We start from the raw sequence: 17,547 nt of genomic DNA, 5'->3' as shown, positions 1-17,547 counted from the left end.
ATGCGCCATGCAGGCTAGAAGAAGAGGCCTGCCGCCAAAATACACCAGAAGGACGAGACATGTGGGCTTATGGACAGCATTGGCGCGAGCAGGGGCCACCCACCTATCCTAAGGTATCAACCTTAAAGAACCGGCGGCACTCCCCAGGGCGACGATGTAGCATCGCCTTATGCATGGATTTGCCGATCGCGCGGGGCGACCGCCTGCTGCCCGCCGGGTCTGCTTCGTGACCGAGGCGCTGGGGCCGGGCGGGGCGGAGCGCGTCATCAGCCTGCTGGCGTCGCGATGGGCGAAAGCGGGCTGGGATGTCGCGATCTGCACTTTCGACGATCCGGGGGACAGAATCTATCATGCGCTCGATCCCCGCGTCCGGCTGTCGCGGCTTGGCGAGGGAAAGTCGGAGCAAGGCCGACTGTCACGGTTCGCGGCCCTGATCCGCCGCGTGATCCGGCTGCGGGGAGTGCTGCGACGGGAACAGCCCGACGCGGTTCTGAGCTTTTTGACCAAGATCAATGCGCTGACGCTGGCGGCGGGCATCGGAATGCATCTTAAGATCGCGGTGAGCGAACGGAACAATCCGGCCCAGCAGCAGGCCAATCCGCTGTGGAATCTGCTGCTGAAAATGCTGATCCGGCGCGCCGACGCCATCGTCCTCCAGACGAAGCGCGTTGCCGGCCACGTCCCGCCGTCCGTCCGTGGCCGGACGCGCGTGATTCCCAACCCTATCGAGCTACCGCCCGGACGGCCTGCACCCTACGACGTGGAAGGGCCGCTCCAATGCGTGGCGGTCGGCCGCCTGACCCGGCAAAAAGGATTCGATCTGCTGATCGACGCCTTCGCAAGGGTAGCACCCGGCAATCCCCGCTGGTCGCTTAGCATCTGGGGGGAAGGTGCAGACCATGCCGCGCTGGCCGAAAGGATTGGGGCTTTGGCCATGGCCGACCGCATCTTCCTTCGAGGCGTGAGCGGGATTCAGGGCGCATGGACGGAAGGCGCCTCCGCCTTCGTGCTGTCGTCGCGCTACGAAGGATTCCCCAACGCATTGGGCGAGGCGATGGCGTGCGGCCTGCCCGTCCTTGCCTTCGATTGTCCCTATGGCCCGCGCGAGATGATCCAGACCGGCCATGACGGCCTCCTTGTCGCCAATGGCAATGTCGTCGCCCTTGCACGAGCGCTCGATCATTTGATGAAGGACGCCGCGACCCGCCGCGCGCTGGGGGAAAATGCCGCCATATCGGCCCGCCGCTTCAGACTGGACGAAATCGCCCGGCAATGGGAGACGATGATAGGGGCGCTGGCATGTCGCGCTCCTCTTCATGAGGCACCTACGGCAAAGGCCGCCGCGCGATGAGCGTGAAGGATATTTCCTCCATCCCAAGCGAGGGGTTGCTGCCGCGCTTCGAGGAGGAAAGCACCGCGCCGCCGTCCGCCGGGCAGGCTCCTGGCCTATCCGCGACCGGGACGCAATATCGACCGGAGATCGATGGGCTACGCGCCGTCGCGGTCGTGCTCGTCTTGTTCTATCATGCGCGGTTCCGGATCGGCGGGACCGATCCTTTCGCCGGCGGCTTCATCGGCGTCGACATCTTTCTCGTCATCAGCGGCTATCTGATCGGATCGATCCTGCTACGGGAAATGGGCGAAGGACGGTTCAGCCTGCTACGCTTTTATGAGCGTCGCGCGCGCCGGATACTGCCCGCGCTCTATGCCGTGCTGCTAGCCACGATACCGGCCGCCTGGTTTTTTATGCTGCCCGAAGCCATGAAGAATTACGGCGCGGCGCTGACGAGCGCGGTGGTTTCCGCGTCCAACATCTTCTTCTGGCATGAGGTCAGCTATGACGCGAGCGACAACCTCACCAACCCGCTGATCCATACATGGAGCCTTGGGCTGGAAGAACAATTCTATCTGCTGTTTCCCGCGATCCTGTGGGCGGCGCACCGCTATGCTCCGCGATGGCTGCCGCATCTGCTCTGCGGTCTTTGCGTCCTTTCCCTTCTTCTGGCGGAAGTCCTGACCGCTAAGGCGCCCGATGCGTCCTTCTTCCTGCTGCCCTCGCGCATGTGGGAACTGGGCGCTGGCGCCTTGCTGGCCCTGGACGAATTGAGGGGCAGGGGCGCGGCCAGGCCGTCGTCCATTTTCATGCCATTCATGGGTATGGGCGCGATCCTCTGTTCCGTTCCCTTCATGGCGGTCCATCTGCATCACCCCGGTCTGGCGACGGCCATCCCGGTGCTGGGGACAGCCATCGTCATCCGCTATTCGGGACGGGGTGATCCTGTCGGACGCTGGCTTTCTTCCCGGCCGATGGCGGCGATCGGGCTGATCTCCTATTCGCTTTATCTGTGGCATCAGCCGGTGTTCGCCTTCGGCCGCCTCATCCGCGCCGATGAGCCGACTCTGTCGGTCAAGATAGGATGGATCGCGCTTTCGATCCTGTTGGCCATTGGCACGTTCCTGCTAGTCGAGCGGCCGACGCGCAACCGGCGGCAGGTGTCCAGCGGCACCATCTGGATGATCGCCCTGAGCGGAGCTGTGCTTCTGGCAGGCGCGGGTATCGCAATTTTTATGGGCAAGGGCATGCCGGGGCGCTTCCCCCCACCGCTCGATGCCATCGCAAAGGCGGAGCGCATAGAGGAAGCCTCCATTTTTCAGAGCGGGAAAGGATGTCTCAACTATGTTCCCGAAATAGGACCATGCCGGTTCCAAGGCGTGAACCCGGCTGGCTATAACCTTATAGTCGCAGGCGATTCCCATGCCCGCACGCTGAGCAACGCGCTAATCGACCGATTGCCCAGCGCCGCGGATCTGGCCAGCCTCACCCTGCTCAACCGGGGCGGATGCCTGTTGCTGCCCGGCCTTACCCGTGTCGACGCCATGCAACCCAGTTGCCCTGACAGCTATAATGCGATCCGGATGCGTTATCTGACGCGGCAGCCCCGCGCCATCGCCGTCCTGATGATGCGCCTGCCCGTAGTGGTGGAAAGAAGTCGGTTCGACAATGGCGTCGGCGGCGTCGAATCGGGCGAGCCTCCGCATATTTCCAGAACCACCGGCCCCTATGACCGGGCCGTCGATGACGCGACCGTCCAGTCAGCACTGACGGCCATGATACATCGCCTGCTCGACAGCGGTGTGAAGGTCGTGCTGGTCTATCCCGTGCCGGAGATGGGCTGGAACATTCCGCGCAAGCTGCTGGAAATCGCCCGCGCGCAGCCTTCTGACGTCTGGCAGCTATCCGATCAGGCGTCCGTGTCCCGGCAGCAGTTCCGCGATCGCAGCCGCCGGACTTATGCCCTGCTCGATTCCCTCGGCGAGAATCCCGGCCTTGCCCGCATCTATCCGGAACAAAGCCTATGCCGGAGCGAACGCTGCCTCAGCCATGACGGCACGGCCATTTTCTATCGCGACGACAATCATCTGACGCGCGAAGGCGCCGCGCATATAGCGGAGGCGATCGACAGGACGATCGCGGCGCGCTGGGGCGGGCGCTGAGGGAAAGGATCAATCGGTCGACGCGACCAACCGTCTGTGGGCATCGTCCAGATACTCATCCAGATTGAGCACCCCGTCGCGATCGGCATCCTGCCAGGGATCGCTGACCCCCGCCTGCGTGCCATGGGCGCGTTCCCATGTATCGGGCATACCATCGCCATCGCTGTCCGCTTCCGTCTCGCCCAGCGCTATGGACGGAATGGCGCCCGGCTGCTTGCGGATATGACCGGTGCGATCGCGGATTTCCGCCACGATCCGTCGATCGATGGCGTCGCGGGGAAAAGCGCCTGCCTGTTGCAGGATGGCGCCATAAGCGGCCTGTGGCGTCATGGGCTTGATCGACAGGGGACAGACCGGGCTGTCGACGACGATCTCGGAGAGGGATGGAGCCAATTGGATAAAAGTCCCTTCGAACAGGTTGTCCTGAAGAAACAGGCGCCCGGCGCCGCGGCTGCCGATCTGCTGGCGGTCTATGCCGATAGCCTGGGGTGACGTGCTTGGCCCGGCGCGAAAGATATTGCCCACAATATTCGCCCAAGTGCCGCCATAGCTTTCCCATAGTTCGGCGAACTGGGAGCCGGCATCATAGAATATGTTGTTGATGATATCGATGCAGGATTTCGGCGTGAAGTTCATGTCCGGGTTGCGATCACCATTATGCGCGCAGACATTGTAAATGAAGCTCATGCGTTGCGGTTTGGTCGGGTCGCTGCCCAGCAGCGCGCATTTGTCGTGCTTTGGTATACCCTCGGCAAAGATCGACCAGCTTATCGTCACATTGTCATTGTCGCCCTGCCCATTGATATTCTCATCCAGCGCCCAGCTGCCGCTCACATGGTCGAGAATGATGTTGCGGCTGTTTTCGAAGGTGATGGCATCGTTCCCGCCGCGCACGTCGCCTCGCATGTCCGGCCTGACCCGGATGTCCCGGATCACCACGTCGTTGGTATCCTTGATAAGCAGCGGCGTGACGCCCCAGGGTCCGCCGCCATGTGCCAAGGTGATGCCGCCGCCCGGCGCGGTCTGGCCCGCGATCGTGATGAAGGGGTTGGTGATGATGGGCGGGCGCTGCGTGAAGCGGATGACGCCCGCCACGCGGAACACGCAGACGCGAGGGCCTTGATGATCGATGCAAGCCCGCAGCGATCCGGAGCCACTGTCGGCAAGGGTCGTGACGGCGATGACCCGTCCGCCGCGCCCGCCCACCGCCATCGCGCCATAGCCTTCCGCGCCGGGGAATGCCGTTTTCAGCGTGTCGGACTTTTGGCTCATGCGCTCCACACCCGCCGTCGACAAAAGCGCAGCTACCGGGAGAGCGCCTCCGGCGATCAGGGTCAGCAGGGTGGCCTTGCCCATCATCGCCCTTTCAATACCGCATCCGCAGGGCGATGCCGATGCGGCTCCGCTCGAACCGATCCATGTCGTTTCCGCCCGTCCGTTTCACCAATTGCCCCGTCAGTGCGAGCGACAGGTGCCGATTGAGGAGATATTCGATATCCACATCGCCGCCGATCGTGTTCAGCCTGCTGTCGATGCCGCGATAGCGGGTCTGGCGATAGCGAAAAGCCGCGCTGGCGATCAGGTTATGGCGGATTTCCTGCTGCACGGTCAGGCGCGCGCTACGGTCGATGCGGCCGCTGGCGCCGTTACGCACGGTGGCGACGTCGCCGCTGAAGACATCGAGGATCAACGCCGTGCGCTGCCGCGGCGAATAGATCAGCGATCCTTCGAGCGCAAAGCCGGAAAAGCTTTCGAAAAAAGCGGATTCAGGTTTGTAGCGAAAAACGCCCGCACCGATGTCGCCGCGCAGCTTGCCACTGGGATTGACCTGCACGCCAACCAGGCCGCCGATGGTGCGCCCATCGCGGCTCGCGCCCGATCCGATATCCGCGCGCCGGAAATTACGCTGGTTGACATAGCCTTGCACATAGCCGTCGAACATCGGCGACAATCGGTAGAACAGCCTTGCCGTACCGCGGTAGCTGGTGAAATCCCGATCGTCATTGGCGCGGGCGACGAAATCATATTTTTCCGCCTGCCCCTTCAGGGAAAATCCCAGTCGGCTGCCTTCGACGCGCATCTGAAGCTCGCCGTTCAGCACGTCGAACAGCGGCGGCCCCAGCGTGGGGTTCTGTCGCACTTCGGGGTCCGCACGATTTTCGACCGCCCGCCGATAACCCGCCGTTCCTGTAACCGTCAATTGCTGGCTGAGAAGCGCCGCAAACGTCCCGACTGCGCCATAGCTTTCGCTATTTTCACGGCCGTTCGAAGCATAGCGGCGCAGTTCGCCAGACAGTTCGCCATGCCATTGGAACCGGCCCTCATCCTCTTCGATGGTCAGCCGCGGCTGGATGCGCGTGACGAAATCGTCCCGCCGGTCTACATGCGCGGCATAGATATTGCTGTTGTAGGTCACGCCGACATCCAGCTCCGGCGACAATAGGACATTGCCCAGTTTTATTCGGCGCGGTTCATATCCGGGGCGTTCCAGATCGAGCACGGACTGATGCTGCTGGGCGTCTTCCTCTATGGTCTGCGCCTGGACGCCCTGCGCCATGCCCAGCACCAGCAGGGCGGCGCCATAATAAGGACGGCGCCGCCCCTTTCCAGGCGGCTGTGTCGACCGGCGCACGGCTTAGAACCAGCTTTCATAAACCCGGATCGTATCACCGGGCTGGATATATGCCTTTTCCGTGGCGGCGGCGGTGATGCTCCCGTTACCGTCGCGCCTTGTTATGGAGAATTTGGACGTGTTCGCCCGGAAGGTATAACCGCCAGCCATGGCGATCGCGGTCAGCACGGACGTGCCCGGCCGGAACGCATATTCGCCTGGCTTCTTGACCTCTCCGATGATGAAGAAGGGGCGATATTGATTGACCTGAACATTGACGATCGGATTGTTAACGATCTGCTTGGCGACCAACGCCTCGACAATGGATTGCTTTATCTGGTCGGCGGTCTTGTCGCTTGCCGCCACGTCACCGATGAAGGGAAGCGAGATCACGCCCGCATCGGTAATCACGTAATTGTTCGCCAACCCGTCCAGTCCATAGACGCTCACCCGCAATTCATCTCCCGCGCCCAGCGCATATTCGCTGGATGGCGCCGGCGGCAGATCCGTCAGGCCCGATGTGGGGGAGCAGGCCGCCAACGCCATGCAGGCGAGAAGCCCCAGTCCGTGATGCCGCTTGTCTTTAGTCATCATCGCCTCCGCGGAACTTGATTGCGATGGATTTTATTCCATGCAGCGCGCGGAGGGGTTACGCTTTGGGAGGAACGACCTGCCCAAAAGGGGGATGCGTCCGCCGCTTTCAGGACAGTGCCCAGGGACAGCAGTACAGGAACCATCCACAGGCGGGCATACATGTGCGGACTGGCCATGGTGAACACCTGGAACACGACGATGACCGCCAGTGAAAGCGAAGCTTCGAGTCGATGCTGCCGCAACCTGGTAAACGGGATCAAAGTCAGGCTGAGGACGACGCCGAACCAGCCCATCAGCGCGACGATGCCGCCTTCCGCCAATTCAAGCATATACATGTTGTGGACTGGCTGCCCCGAAGGGCTGAATTCCCGGAACTGGTCGACGCCCATCCCGATAATCACGGTATTTTCGGCATTACCCCATGCTTCCGCAATCAGTTCGGCGCGGTCGTCATAGGTGCCGGCTTCCTCTATGTCGCCGCTCTGGAAAGCGGGAGCCACCCGCTTGGCGAAGATGTCGGGCATCTGATAGCCCGACGCAAAGAGGCCCACGGCCAATATTCCGGCCAGCAGCAATATCTTCGGCGAAGGGCGCAAACGGCCGAGGAAGGCCATCACACCTACAGCCAGCAGCGCGGCGGAAAAGCCCGTGAAGGACGCCGCGAGCATCAATGCCCACATCAGCATCGTGGCGCAGGCCAGCGCGGCTGCAGCAGGGATCAACCGCCTGACGCCCGCATAGATCACGAAGGGAAGGGTCATGGCGATGACGGCGGAATTCCAGTTCGCATCTCCCACCATCGCGCCCAGCCGCCTGCCGCCGGTGATGAAATCCGGGCCGAATATCGCATTGACCTGCGTGAACCCGTCCATCGTGTAGTAAACGAGCACGCCCAGGCTTTCCATGGCGGTCATGCCGATGATGAGCGTGACGATCAGCCTGTTTATCGTGCCGATGTCCCGGATCAGCACCATGGGCAGCAGCATGTAGCTGAACAGATATTGCCCCGCGACGATGATCCAGCGCAGCAAGTCGCCGTTGACATAGCTTCCGACGAAAAGACCCGAAAGCATGAGGACGAGACTGGCCAGCCAAATCGGCGTCAGCGTCCCGAACGGCGTTCCGTTAAGGCGCCCCAGCCCCAATTCGATCAGGACGACGCCCATGAACAGCGCGTCGCTCAGCGTGATGTTCACATTGCCGATGCGCCAGAGGTGAAAGCAAAAGAAGAGCACAGCGATAGTCAGGAGAGGCGTGACCATGGCCTTGCCCGCGTCGCGGACGCCGCCATCCTGATCCGGCGGGACGAAACCTTCGGGAAAGGCTTCGCGCGGGCCGATGCCTGCCAGAGGCGGTCTCATCCTTCTTGATGCATCGCGCATGTTCTGATCCGGTCCGCGATGCACCGCATGTCCTCAGCGGTCAGTGATGGATCGACCGGCAACATGATGCTGCTGGCGCCGACCAGCCGCGCCATGGGCAAGCGTCGCGCCGAGATGGCGGCAAAGGCCTGTTCCCGATAGATTTCCGGGCAGGAACCCGTTCCGCACGGAATGCCCTTTTTCTGAAGAGCGCGCACCAATGCGTCCCGCGCAGCGCCCTCGTCGGACGTGCCGGTTCGCAGGAAACAATAATATTTATAATAAGCATGACGGATATGGGACGGCGGACGCGCCAGTCGCAGGGATGGAATGTCGCCTAGCGTGTCATCGAGAATGGCCGCGTTACGCTGCCGCGCCGCCAGCCACGCGGGCAGTTTTCCAAGCTGTATGGACCCGATCGCCGCCTGCATTTCGGTAAGGCGATAATTGCTTCCGAACCCGTCGTGCAGCCAGCGGAAACATCCGTCGGATGTCGCTGCTGCCGTCATCAACCGGGTTCGGCTCTTTCCGTGATCCTTGTAGGACCATGCCCGCTCCCAGACTTCAGAATCCCGCAGGAGCAGCATCCCGCCTTCCCCGCCGGTGGACATGATTTTGTCGGTACAGAAGGAAAAGGCCGCGGCGTCTCCAAAAGACCCGGTCTTGCGGCCATGATAGGCGGCTCCCAGCGCCTGCGCGCAATCCTCGACCAGCTTCAATCCGTACCGATCGCAGATCGCCATGATCGGGTCCATATCGCAGGGCCATCCGGCAAGGTGGACGCAAAGCACGGCACGGGTCCGAGAAGTCACGGCATGGGCTATACTGTCGGGGTCGATATTCTGGCTGATAGGATCGATATCCGCGAACACCGGCTTTGCGCCCACGGCCACGATCGCGCTCGCCGAGGCGAAGTAGCTGCGGGGGCTGACGATCACTTCGTCGTCAGCCCCTATGCTCAGCGCCCGCAAAGCGAGTTCGAGCGCAAGCGTGCCATTGGCCACCGCCAGGGCATGAGGCGCCCCGATATATTCGGCGAAGCGTTGCTCGAAGCGTTGCCGATGGTCACCATGCACCAGCGCATTGACCCGCCCCGACCGCAATATGTCCGCGACGGCCGCAATCTCATCCTCACCGTGGAAAGGCCAGCGCGATCGTATCGCGTCCTCCTCCGGTGGCAGCGCGATACGGTGGGCCATTGGCGCCACCTGCGTTGCGGAGCCAGTCACAGCCGCGCCGTCCGCAGGTTCGGCGATACGGCGGCAACTGGCCCGGCGACATTCGCGAGCGACTGCACGGGTTGCGGATCATCGCCATACATATGGATGACGCTGTGCATGATGAGCCTGATCGATTCGGCGTCGCCCTGATGCGCCAGCTTTTCCAGACGCTGGAAAACGGCCTGCAATTCCGGCAGCGGGATGGAAAGGGGTTCGGCTTCGAATATGCCGGGCAATGTGGAAGGCAGACGTTCCTCGCTTTCGTCGAACAGTTCTTCGAACAGTTTTTCTCCCGGACGAAGGCCGACAAAGTCGATCTTCACGTCGATGTCAGGCACCAGTCCGGCGGCGCGGATCATGCGGCGGGCGATATCGACGATCTTGATGGGATCGCCCATATCGAGCACGAAAACCCTGCCGCGCTGGATACCGCCGCGCAAAGTGGCCGCCGTGCTGTGGAGGATGAGCTGGACGGCTTCATGCACCGTCATGAAATAGCGTTCGATGTCCGGATGGGTAACAGTCAACGGCCCGCGCCGGCTGAGCTGGCGCAGGAAAAGCGGGATCAGCGATCCGCTGGACCCCAGCACATTGCCGAAGCGCACGGTCAGGAAACGGCATGTGTCGCTATCGCCCGGCACGGCAAGATCAAGCGCCTGGCAATAAAGTTCGCCCAATCTTTTGGTCGCACCCATCATGCCCACCGGATTGACCGCCTTGTCAGTGGACACCTGGATCATGGCCTTGGCGCCGCAAGCCTGGACGGCGTCGGCCACGTTGCGCGTGCCGATGACATTGGTGAGCACGCCTGCCGACAGATTGGCCTCGACAAGGGGCACATGCTTGAGCGCGGCGGCATGGAAGACGAGGTCCGGCCGATAATGAACGAACAGCTTGATAAGCGCGTCGCGCTGGCGAACGGAACAGAGCAGCGGGGTGCCCCGGACATGGGGGAATTGCTCCCGCAGCTCCATGTCGATGGCATAGAGATTATATTCCCCATGATCGAGCAGCAGTATTTCCTCCGCTTCGAAGGAGGCGATCTGCCGGACCAGTTCGCTGCCTATGGTGCCGCCCGCGCCGGTGACGAGGATGCGCCGTCCCTTGATGGCATTGCGGACGACCGTGCCGTCCAGCCTCAGTTCAGGCCGGCCGAGCAGATCGGTAAGATTGACGAAGCGCAGGTCCAGATTGCCATCGCCTGATCGTTGAAGGCGGCCGGGCTCCTGCGCGCGCGCGACTTCAAGGCCGAGCTGCGCCGCTCTCGTGGCGAGCTTCGCCATGCGGGGCCCGGTCAGGCAGGCGTCGCCCTGATTGACGATAATGTAGCTGGGCCGGTGCCGTCCGCGCGCCAGTTCGCCGACGATATTTTCCAGCTCGTCCATCGTACCCAATATGGGAACGCCGCGGATGCTGAGGTTGCGCTCACCATCATCGTCGTGGGTCAGGATGCCCACGGGATGAACATGGCGATTGCCGGGGCTCTGCAATGTCCGCAAAACGGATTCGGCCCAGTCCGGATCGCCCAACAGCAGGACATCCTCGCGTTCCGCGTTCCGCTCCGACGACGCACGCAATATGGGTCTGGAAGCCGGAGCGGGGCGCAGCATTTCGCGCGCCATGCGCCGGAACACGCGCAGGCTGCCCACCATCACCAGCAGGACGAACCACTGGATGACGGGCACCGACCGGGGCAGCCATGGGGGATCGGAAAAGAACATCCATATCGCCGTGGTCGACAGGAGGACCGTGATGGTCGTCGCCTGCGCCAGCAACAGCAGTTCCTTTACCGATACGTAGCGCCATGCATGGCGATAGATGCCAAGCCCATGGAAAACCACGACGGTGATGAAGGCCGTGCAGATCGCGCTGCCAGAAGCGGCTGAGACGATCGCATCGGACAATGCGGTTTGAAGCCGAAGCTCTAGCGCCAGGAACAGGGACAATGCGGCAACGCTGGCGTCCACCAGAATGGCGGCGAGATAACGCAGCCGGATTCGGCCTGCGGACCGATGAACATAGCTCATTTCGCCTCCTGTTGAACGGGCCAAGACCGGCACGGGCGCAGTGCGCGCGCCGGATCACTGCCGCGGCGAAGCCTGCCATCGGAGGGGACGGCTTGGTAAGCTGATCGGTGGGAGACTATCCCTTAAGACCGCCAGCACTTCGAATGGGGCAGCGCCCTATCCTTTAGGGCCACGAGCGGTCCACATTGCGCCCATCCAGGCGGACAGGATCGCCGTAGGATGGGCGACGGCCGCCAGGGCATCCATCTGCCGGAGCCGTGACGCGGTCACCTGCGCCCAAAGGCTATCAACCCTTTTCGTCACTCCGCATGCAGCGCGCAGTGATTAATCTGAAGCCATCGATTGAACGCATCCACCTCTCTTCCTCTTGAGGTGATCCCTCCGACAAGGGTGAGCGCACTATGTTCTTGATGGCTCCCGTTGAAGGCGTCGCCAACCGGGCGGCGGAACATCCATGAAAGTGCTGCACGTCATAACCGCCCTGAATTATGGAGGGGCCGAAGCGATGCTCGCCAAGCTGGTCGGGCAGCATGGGGCGCATTCCGCGCATCCCGACTCCATTGTCCTGTCGCTTCTGCCGCCGGGACGAGTGGGCCAGGAAATGGCCGCCAACGGCATCTGCGTCGAAACGCTGGGCCTCACGAATCTCCGCCGCCTGCCCGAAGCGATGGCGCGCCTGACGCGAATCGTGAGGCGTTATGAGCCCGATCTGATCCAGGGCTGGATGTATCATGGCAATATCGCTGCCGCCTGGGCTGCCAGATCGGGGCGGCGGAACCTGCCGATGCTCTGGAACATTCGCCATTCGCTGCACGATATTCGCGCCGAAAAGCGGACCAGCCGCCTTGTCATACGATTGGGCGCGCTGCTTTCCCGGCGCCCCAAGGCGATCATCTATAATGCCGCCGCGTCCGTACGGCAGCATGTGGCCAATGGGTACGCGCCCGAAGGGGCCATCGTCATTCCCAATGGGTTCGACCCGCAATGTTTCAGGCCCGACGAAGCCGATGGCCATGGCCGCGTCAGGCTGCGGGAGCGGTTCGGGATCGAGCCTGATCCAATTTTGGTGGCGGTGATCGCGCGGCGTCATCCCATGAAGGATCATGCCACCGCGATCGAAGCGGCGGGGAGGGCTCGGCGGATGGGGCATGACGTGCATCTGCTGCTGGCGGGTGCCGGGACTGACGTGCTTCCTACCGATCTGCAAGGCGCCTGCGAGCATTGGCTGCCCCGGAACCGGCTCAGCCTTCTGGGGGACCGGCCCGACGTGGCGGAATGGCTGCCGGGATGCGACATCGTGGCGCTCTCCTCCGCTTGGGGGGAAAGCTTCCCCAACATATTGGGCGAGGCAATGGCGTGCGGCGTGTCCTGCATCGCCACCGATGTGGGCGACAGCCGCATCATCATGGGAGAAGGCGGCGTTTGCGTGCCGCCCGGCGATCCGGCGGCGATAGCGAACGCCATCGCGCTGCTCAGCGGGATGGGCGCGCAGGGACGCCGCCGGAAAGGTGAATTGGGACGCGCGCGCGTCATCAAGGAGTTTTCGTTGGCTGCCGTCGCGGCCCGCTATGCCGAGCTTTACGAGACGGTCCTTCGTCAGCCGCCCACCATAGCGAATAGCGCGGGGATGCCACGATGTGTGGGATAAGCGGCCTGATCGCCCACCGTTCGTCCGATGCGCTGCTAACCACGGCCCGCCGGATGAACGACAGCCTGCGCCATCGCGGGCCGGACATGGCGGATGAATGGATCGACGCGGACGCAGGAATCGCGCTGGCGCACCGGCGCCTGTCGATCCTCGACCTGTCGCCGCAGGGGCGTCAGCCGATGATCTCGGCGAGCGAGCGCTATGTCATCTGCTTCAACGGGGAAATCTACAATTACCGCGCCCTGCGCGAGGATATGATCGCGCGCGGCTACCACTTCGCGGGCGGCAGCGATACCGAAGTGCTGCTGGCCACGATCGAGCAATATGGCATAGTGAGAGCAGCGCAGGGCTGTGCGGGCATGTTCGCTTTCGCCTTGTGGGACCGGACCAAGCGCGTGCTTCACCTGGTTCGCGACAGGATCGGCAAAAAGCCGCTATATTATGGTTGGAACGGCAAGGCTTTCCTGTTCGCATCCGAACTGAAGGCGATCATGGCCGTTTGCGAGACGGGAGTGGAGGTCGACCGCGAAGCGCTGACCGCCTATCTGCGGCATCAATATGTCCCCGCGCCGCACTCCATCATGCGCGGCATTTCAAAACTTCCGGCGGGCACCCATGTCATGGTCACGGCAGATGGCGCGACCGATCCGTGCCCTTATTGGTCGATCGAGGAAACGGCGGTTGCAGGTCAGGATGATCCCTTTGTCGCGAATGATGGAGCCATGCTCGACCGGGTGGAGGATGTGCTGCGCCGGGCAGTACGGGAACGGATGGTGGCGGATGTGCCGGTGGGCGCTTTCCTGTCGGGAGGCATCGATTCGTCACTGACCAGTGCGATCATGCAACAGGAATCGCGTGAACCCATCAGCACGTTCACCATTGGCTTCGAGGAGCCGGAATATGATGAATCGTCCCATGCCGAACAGGTGGCGAAGGCGATCGGCTCCCATCATCACATGATCCGGATGAGCGCAGCGGCGTTTCTGGACACAGTGCCGCAACTGCCCGAAATCTATGACGAACCTTTCGCGGACCCATCCGCCATTCCCATGTTCCACATTGCCCGTTTCGCGCGGGAAAAAGTGATCGTGTGCCTTTCGGGCGACGGGGGCGACGAAAGCTTCGGCGGCTATGGCCGGTATCAGATCGCGGGCAAGCTGGGCCGCGGCATCACCGTTCTTCCGCCATGGCTGCGCGGATCGATAGCCGGCGGCATCGACGCGCTGTCCCCGGCGGCATGGGACAGGATATTCCGCTACATGCCGGTCAGCGCGGGCAGCGCGCTGCGCGGCGACATGTCCGGCGACCGTCTGCATAAGCTGGCGACGCTGTTTCGAAGCGAAAATGTGGAGGCGCTCTACAGTAACCTCACCAGCGTCCATCCCGATCCCGAAGCCCTGGTGATCGAGGGGGCTGAACCACAAATGTCGATTCAGGCGGCGCTGAACGATCCGTTGCGCCAGATGATGCTGATCGACAGCGCCCGCTATCTGCCCGACGACATATTGGTGAAGGTCGACCGCGCGACCATGGCCGTGGGGCTGGAGGCGCGCGCGCCCTTGCTGGATCACAGGCTGATCGAACTGGCATGGCGCCTTCCCACCGGCGCGCTGCTACGGGATGGAAAGGGAAAATGGCCGCTCCACGCACTGTTTCAGCGGCATCTTCCCCCCGCTCTGGCCGACCGGCCCAAGCGCGGCTTTTCCGTGCCGATCGAGCAATGGCTGCGCGGGCCGCTCCGCCGCTGGGCGGGGGCGTTGCTGGACCCCGATCTTATCCGTTCGCAAGGGCTGATCGCGCCCGAGCCGGTCAGCCGTATGTGGGCAGAGCATCTGTCGGGCAACCGGAACTGGTCGTTCCAGCTCTGGACGCTGCTGATGTTCCAGAACTGGCTGCGGCATTGGCAGCCCGCCTTTTCTTCCAGCGATGCGAGTCTGGTCGAATGAAAATTCTTATTCTGTCGAGTTTCGCCTTTTCGCTGGTCAATTTTCGTGGCCGGTTGATCGAAGCGATGGTGCGCGAAGGGCATCAGGTCATCACTTGCGCGCCGGACGACGATCCCGCCGTCCAAAGGCAGCTTACGGCACTAGGCGCGGGCTATCGTCGGATCGCCATGGCGCGCACGGGCAGCAATCCGCTGGCAGACCTGCTGTTGCTGTTGCGTTATGTCAGGCTGATCGCGCGAGAGCGACCGGATGTCGTGCTGGCCTATACGCAAAAGCCGATCATCTATGGCGGCATGGCCGCGCGCCTGTTCCCCAAGGCGCGCTTTTATGCGCTGATGAGCGGGCTTGGCTATGTCTTCAGTCCGGCGGCGGAACATCGCCGCCTGTTGCGCGCCATTGTGGGACGGCTTTACCGTCTGGGGGTCGCCAGGGCGCGGGCCATATTCGTGTTCAATCGCGACGATCGCGACGAACTGATCGCGCAGGACATCGTCGATGCGGCCGCGCTGGTGGTCGAGGTGCCTGGTTCGGGCGTAGACCTTGCCCATTTCGCACCCATGCCCCTGCCGGAAGGGCCGCCGCGTTTCCTGATGATCTCCCGCCTGATGCGCGACAAGGGCGTGTTTGAATATGCCGAGGCCGCCCGCCACCTGAAGGCGCGCTATCCCGAGGCGCGATTCCAGCTTCTGGGGCGACTGGACAAGGATAATCCCACCGGCTTGTCGGAAGCGGAACTGGATCTGTGGGTCCGGCACGGGATCATTGATTATGTGCCGGAGACGCGGGATGTGCGTCCTTTGCTGGCGCAATCGAGCGTGTTCGTCCTGCCCTCCTATTACCGGGAAGGATTGCCGCGCACCCTGCTGGAGGCGATGTCGGTGGGACGTCCGCTCATCACCACCGATCTGCCGGGATGCCGGGAGCCGGTCCTGTCGGGCGTCAACGGCTTCCTGGTGCCGCCCCGCGATGTCGAGGCGCTGGGCGTGGCGATGGAGCGGTTCCTGACCGACCCCGCCCTCGCCGCCGCCATGGGCGCGCGGTCGCGTGCTTATGCCGAGGATCGGTTCGACGTGAACAAAGTCAACCGACAACTGATGCGCGTGATGCATATCGCCCAGGATGCTCTCGACATGCCCGCGGCGATGTCGTGGAGCGCGGGCTGATGGGGCGGGGCGTCAATTGCGCGGTCGCCTTTGCCGCCCTCATGCTGATGGCCTTGCCCATGATGCTGATCGGGTTGGCCGTACTCGCGTTTCTCGGACGGCCGATCCTGTTCCGGCAAAGACGCATCGGCCTTGGCGGGCGAGCGTTCGAGTTGGTCAAGTTCCGCTCCATGCGCGATACGCGCGACGCGGCCGGCCAGCCACTGCCCGATGAGGCCCGCACGCCCGCGATGGGCCGCCTGCTCCGCCAGTCGCGATTGGATGAACTCCCCGAACTGTGGAACATCCTGCGCGGAGACATGGCGCTTGTCGGGCCAAGGCCCCTGCTTCCGCCAACCATAGCCGCGCTTGGCCGGGCGGGTGCCACCCGGTCATCCGTGCGGCCGGGCATCACCGGCCTTGCTCAGGTCAGCGGCAATACCTTGCTCAGCATGGAGGAGAAGCTGGCGCTGGACCTGCTTTACGTCCAGCAGCGCGGGATGGGCCTCGACCTGTGGATCATGGTCCATACGCCACTGATGATGATCCGGGGCGAGAAGATCGATTCCGTTCTGCTGGAGAAAGCCCATGCGGGCGGTCATAATCGGTAGCGTCGATAGCAGCAGGGTCGCGATCGAAGCCGTGGCGCGCGCGCCGGGCTGGTTTCTCCCCCTTGTCGTCACGCTGCCCGCCAGCTTGTCGCATCGTCATTCCGACTATGTCGACCTGCGCCCCGCCGCCGACGCCGCCGGCGCCCGGTTGATCGAAGCACGCGACGTGAACGCGCCCGAAATCTGCGCGGCGATCACGGCCGCGTCCCCGGACCATGTATTCGTCATCGGCTGGTCGCAAATCTGCCGGGAACCGTTCATGCAGGCGGCAGGAGACGGGCTGATCGGCTATCATCCGGCCCCGCTGCCCCGGATGCGAGGCCGGGCGGTGATCCCCTGGACGATCCTCAATCAGGAACCGATCACCGGCGGCACGCTATTCTGGATCGACGCGGGGGTGGACAGCGGCCCCATCCTTGAACAGCGCTTCATCCATGTCGCGCCCGATGAAACGGCCGGTTCGCTCTACCACCGCCACATGCAATTGCTTGAGCGGATGCTGGACGATGCCTTGCAGGCGCTCGTAGCCGGAACTGCGCGGCGCGAGCCGCAGGACGAACGCTTCGCGACATGGACGGCGGGGCGGACGGTGGAGAGCGGGCGAATCGATTGGTCGGCCTCCGCGCGGGACGTGGAGCGGCTGATCCGCGCCGCAGGCCGTCCCTATCCAGGAGCCCGCACCCTGGCACCCTCCTCCGACGATGATCTCATCCTGTGGCAGGCCCGACTTGCGTTCGAATTGGGCCATCACCTCGCCATGCCGGGACAGATAGTCGGCCGATCCGAACGAGGCTTTACCGTGTTTTGCGGGGACGGTGCGGCGATCGAAGTCACCGAATGGGAAGGTGGCGGCGGAACCATCCCGAAAATGCACGCCCGCCTCGGAGGATAA

The 17,547-nt window shown here is 63.0% G+C and carries 13 protein-coding genes; 7 read left to right on the top strand and 6 right to left on the bottom strand.

Translation table 11 applies throughout. The annotated features are described in order from the left end of the window. Window positions 1-169 precede the first annotated feature (169 nt). Entirely contained in the window at window positions 170-1,351 is a 1,182-nt protein-coding gene (locus ATN00_RS05380; RefSeq protein ID WP_082635104.1) for a glycosyltransferase family 4 protein, read from the top strand. Further along, the gene (locus ATN00_RS05375) at window positions 1,348-3,495 is read left to right on the top strand and encodes an acyltransferase family protein (RefSeq protein ID WP_062062999.1); all 2,148 of its coding nucleotides are present in this window, start codon (window positions 1,348-1,350) and stop codon (window positions 3,493-3,495) included. Before ATN00_RS05380 ends, ATN00_RS05375 begins: the two co-directional genes overlap by 4 nt. 9 nt (window positions 3,496-3,504) lie before the next feature. Here the strand turns inward: ATN00_RS05375 and ATN00_RS05370 are convergent, their stop codons facing one another. From ATN00_RS05370 to ATN00_RS05345, 6 genes are read right to left on the bottom strand one after another with little or no spacing between them, the layout of a single operon-like run. After that, window positions 3,505-4,854 (bottom strand): pectate lyase family protein, encoded by a 1,350-nt coding sequence (locus tag ATN00_RS05370; protein ID WP_156415225.1) that lies wholly within the window; start codon window positions 4,852-4,854, stop codon window positions 3,505-3,507. A gap of 7 nt (window positions 4,855-4,861) precedes the next feature. Continuing rightward, the gene (locus ATN00_RS05365; protein WP_062062995.1) at window positions 4,862-6,127 is read right to left on the bottom strand and encodes an outer membrane beta-barrel protein; all 1,266 of its coding nucleotides are present in this window, start codon (window positions 6,125-6,127) and stop codon (window positions 4,862-4,864) included. A 3-nt stretch (window positions 6,128-6,130) separates the two neighbouring features. Next, a complete protein-coding gene (locus tag ATN00_RS05360) occupies window positions 6,131-6,700 on the bottom strand; it encodes a polysaccharide biosynthesis/export family protein (RefSeq protein WP_062062992.1) in 570 nt (189 codons plus the stop codon). Further along, window positions 6,697-8,061: an O-antigen ligase family protein gene (locus tag ATN00_RS05355; protein WP_062062990.1), complete on the bottom strand. Its 1,365-nt coding sequence runs from the start codon at window positions 8,059-8,061 to the stop codon at window positions 6,697-6,699. Before ATN00_RS05355 ends, ATN00_RS05360 begins: the two co-directional genes overlap by 4 nt. Then, window positions 8,058-9,260, bottom strand: a complete 1,203-nt coding sequence (locus ATN00_RS05350; protein WP_062062988.1) for a DegT/DnrJ/EryC1/StrS family aminotransferase — start codon at window positions 9,258-9,260, stop codon at window positions 8,058-8,060. The genes ATN00_RS05355 and ATN00_RS05350 overlap by 4 nt, the downstream gene beginning before the upstream one ends. 26 nt (window positions 9,261-9,286) lie before the next feature. Further along, the gene (locus tag ATN00_RS05345; RefSeq protein ID WP_062062985.1) at window positions 9,287-11,308 is read right to left on the bottom strand and encodes a polysaccharide biosynthesis protein; all 2,022 of its coding nucleotides are present in this window, start codon (window positions 11,306-11,308) and stop codon (window positions 9,287-9,289) included. A gap of 454 nt (window positions 11,309-11,762) precedes the next feature. Here ATN00_RS05345 and ATN00_RS05340 point away from each other — a divergent pair, with 454 nt between their 5' ends. The 5 genes from ATN00_RS05340 to ATN00_RS05320 are packed head-to-tail and all read left to right on the top strand — an operon-like array spanning window position 11,763 to window position 17,547. Continuing rightward, on the top strand, window positions 11,763-12,956 hold the full coding sequence (locus ATN00_RS05340; RefSeq protein ID WP_062062983.1) for a glycosyltransferase: 1,194 nt from the start codon (window positions 11,763-11,765) through the stop codon (window positions 12,954-12,956). Beyond that, window positions 12,944-14,902 (top strand): asparagine synthase (glutamine-hydrolyzing), encoded by a 1,959-nt coding sequence (gene asnB, locus ATN00_RS05335; protein ID WP_062062982.1) that lies wholly within the window; start codon window positions 12,944-12,946, stop codon window positions 14,900-14,902. The genes ATN00_RS05340 and asnB overlap by 13 nt, the downstream gene beginning before the upstream one ends. Then, the gene (locus ATN00_RS05330; RefSeq protein WP_062062980.1) at window positions 14,899-16,065 is read left to right on the top strand and encodes a glycosyltransferase family 4 protein; all 1,167 of its coding nucleotides are present in this window, start codon (window positions 14,899-14,901) and stop codon (window positions 16,063-16,065) included. The genes asnB and ATN00_RS05330 overlap by 4 nt, the downstream gene beginning before the upstream one ends. Then, window positions 16,065-16,655: a sugar transferase gene (locus ATN00_RS05325; RefSeq protein ID WP_082635296.1), complete on the top strand. Its 591-nt coding sequence runs from the start codon at window positions 16,065-16,067 to the stop codon at window positions 16,653-16,655. Before ATN00_RS05330 ends, ATN00_RS05325 begins: the two co-directional genes overlap by 1 nt. Next, window positions 16,633-17,547: a formyltransferase family protein gene (locus ATN00_RS05320; RefSeq protein WP_062062977.1), complete on the top strand. Its 915-nt coding sequence runs from the start codon at window positions 16,633-16,635 to the stop codon at window positions 17,545-17,547. The genes ATN00_RS05325 and ATN00_RS05320 overlap by 23 nt, the downstream gene beginning before the upstream one ends.

This window comes from Sphingobium baderi, from assembly GCF_001456115.1.
Classification (GTDB): Bacteria; Pseudomonadota; Alphaproteobacteria; order Sphingomonadales; family Sphingomonadaceae; genus Sphingobium; species Sphingobium baderi_A.
The sequence above is the reverse complement of the archived record's forward strand: the minus strand, read 5'-3'. Positions and strand labels throughout refer to the sequence as shown.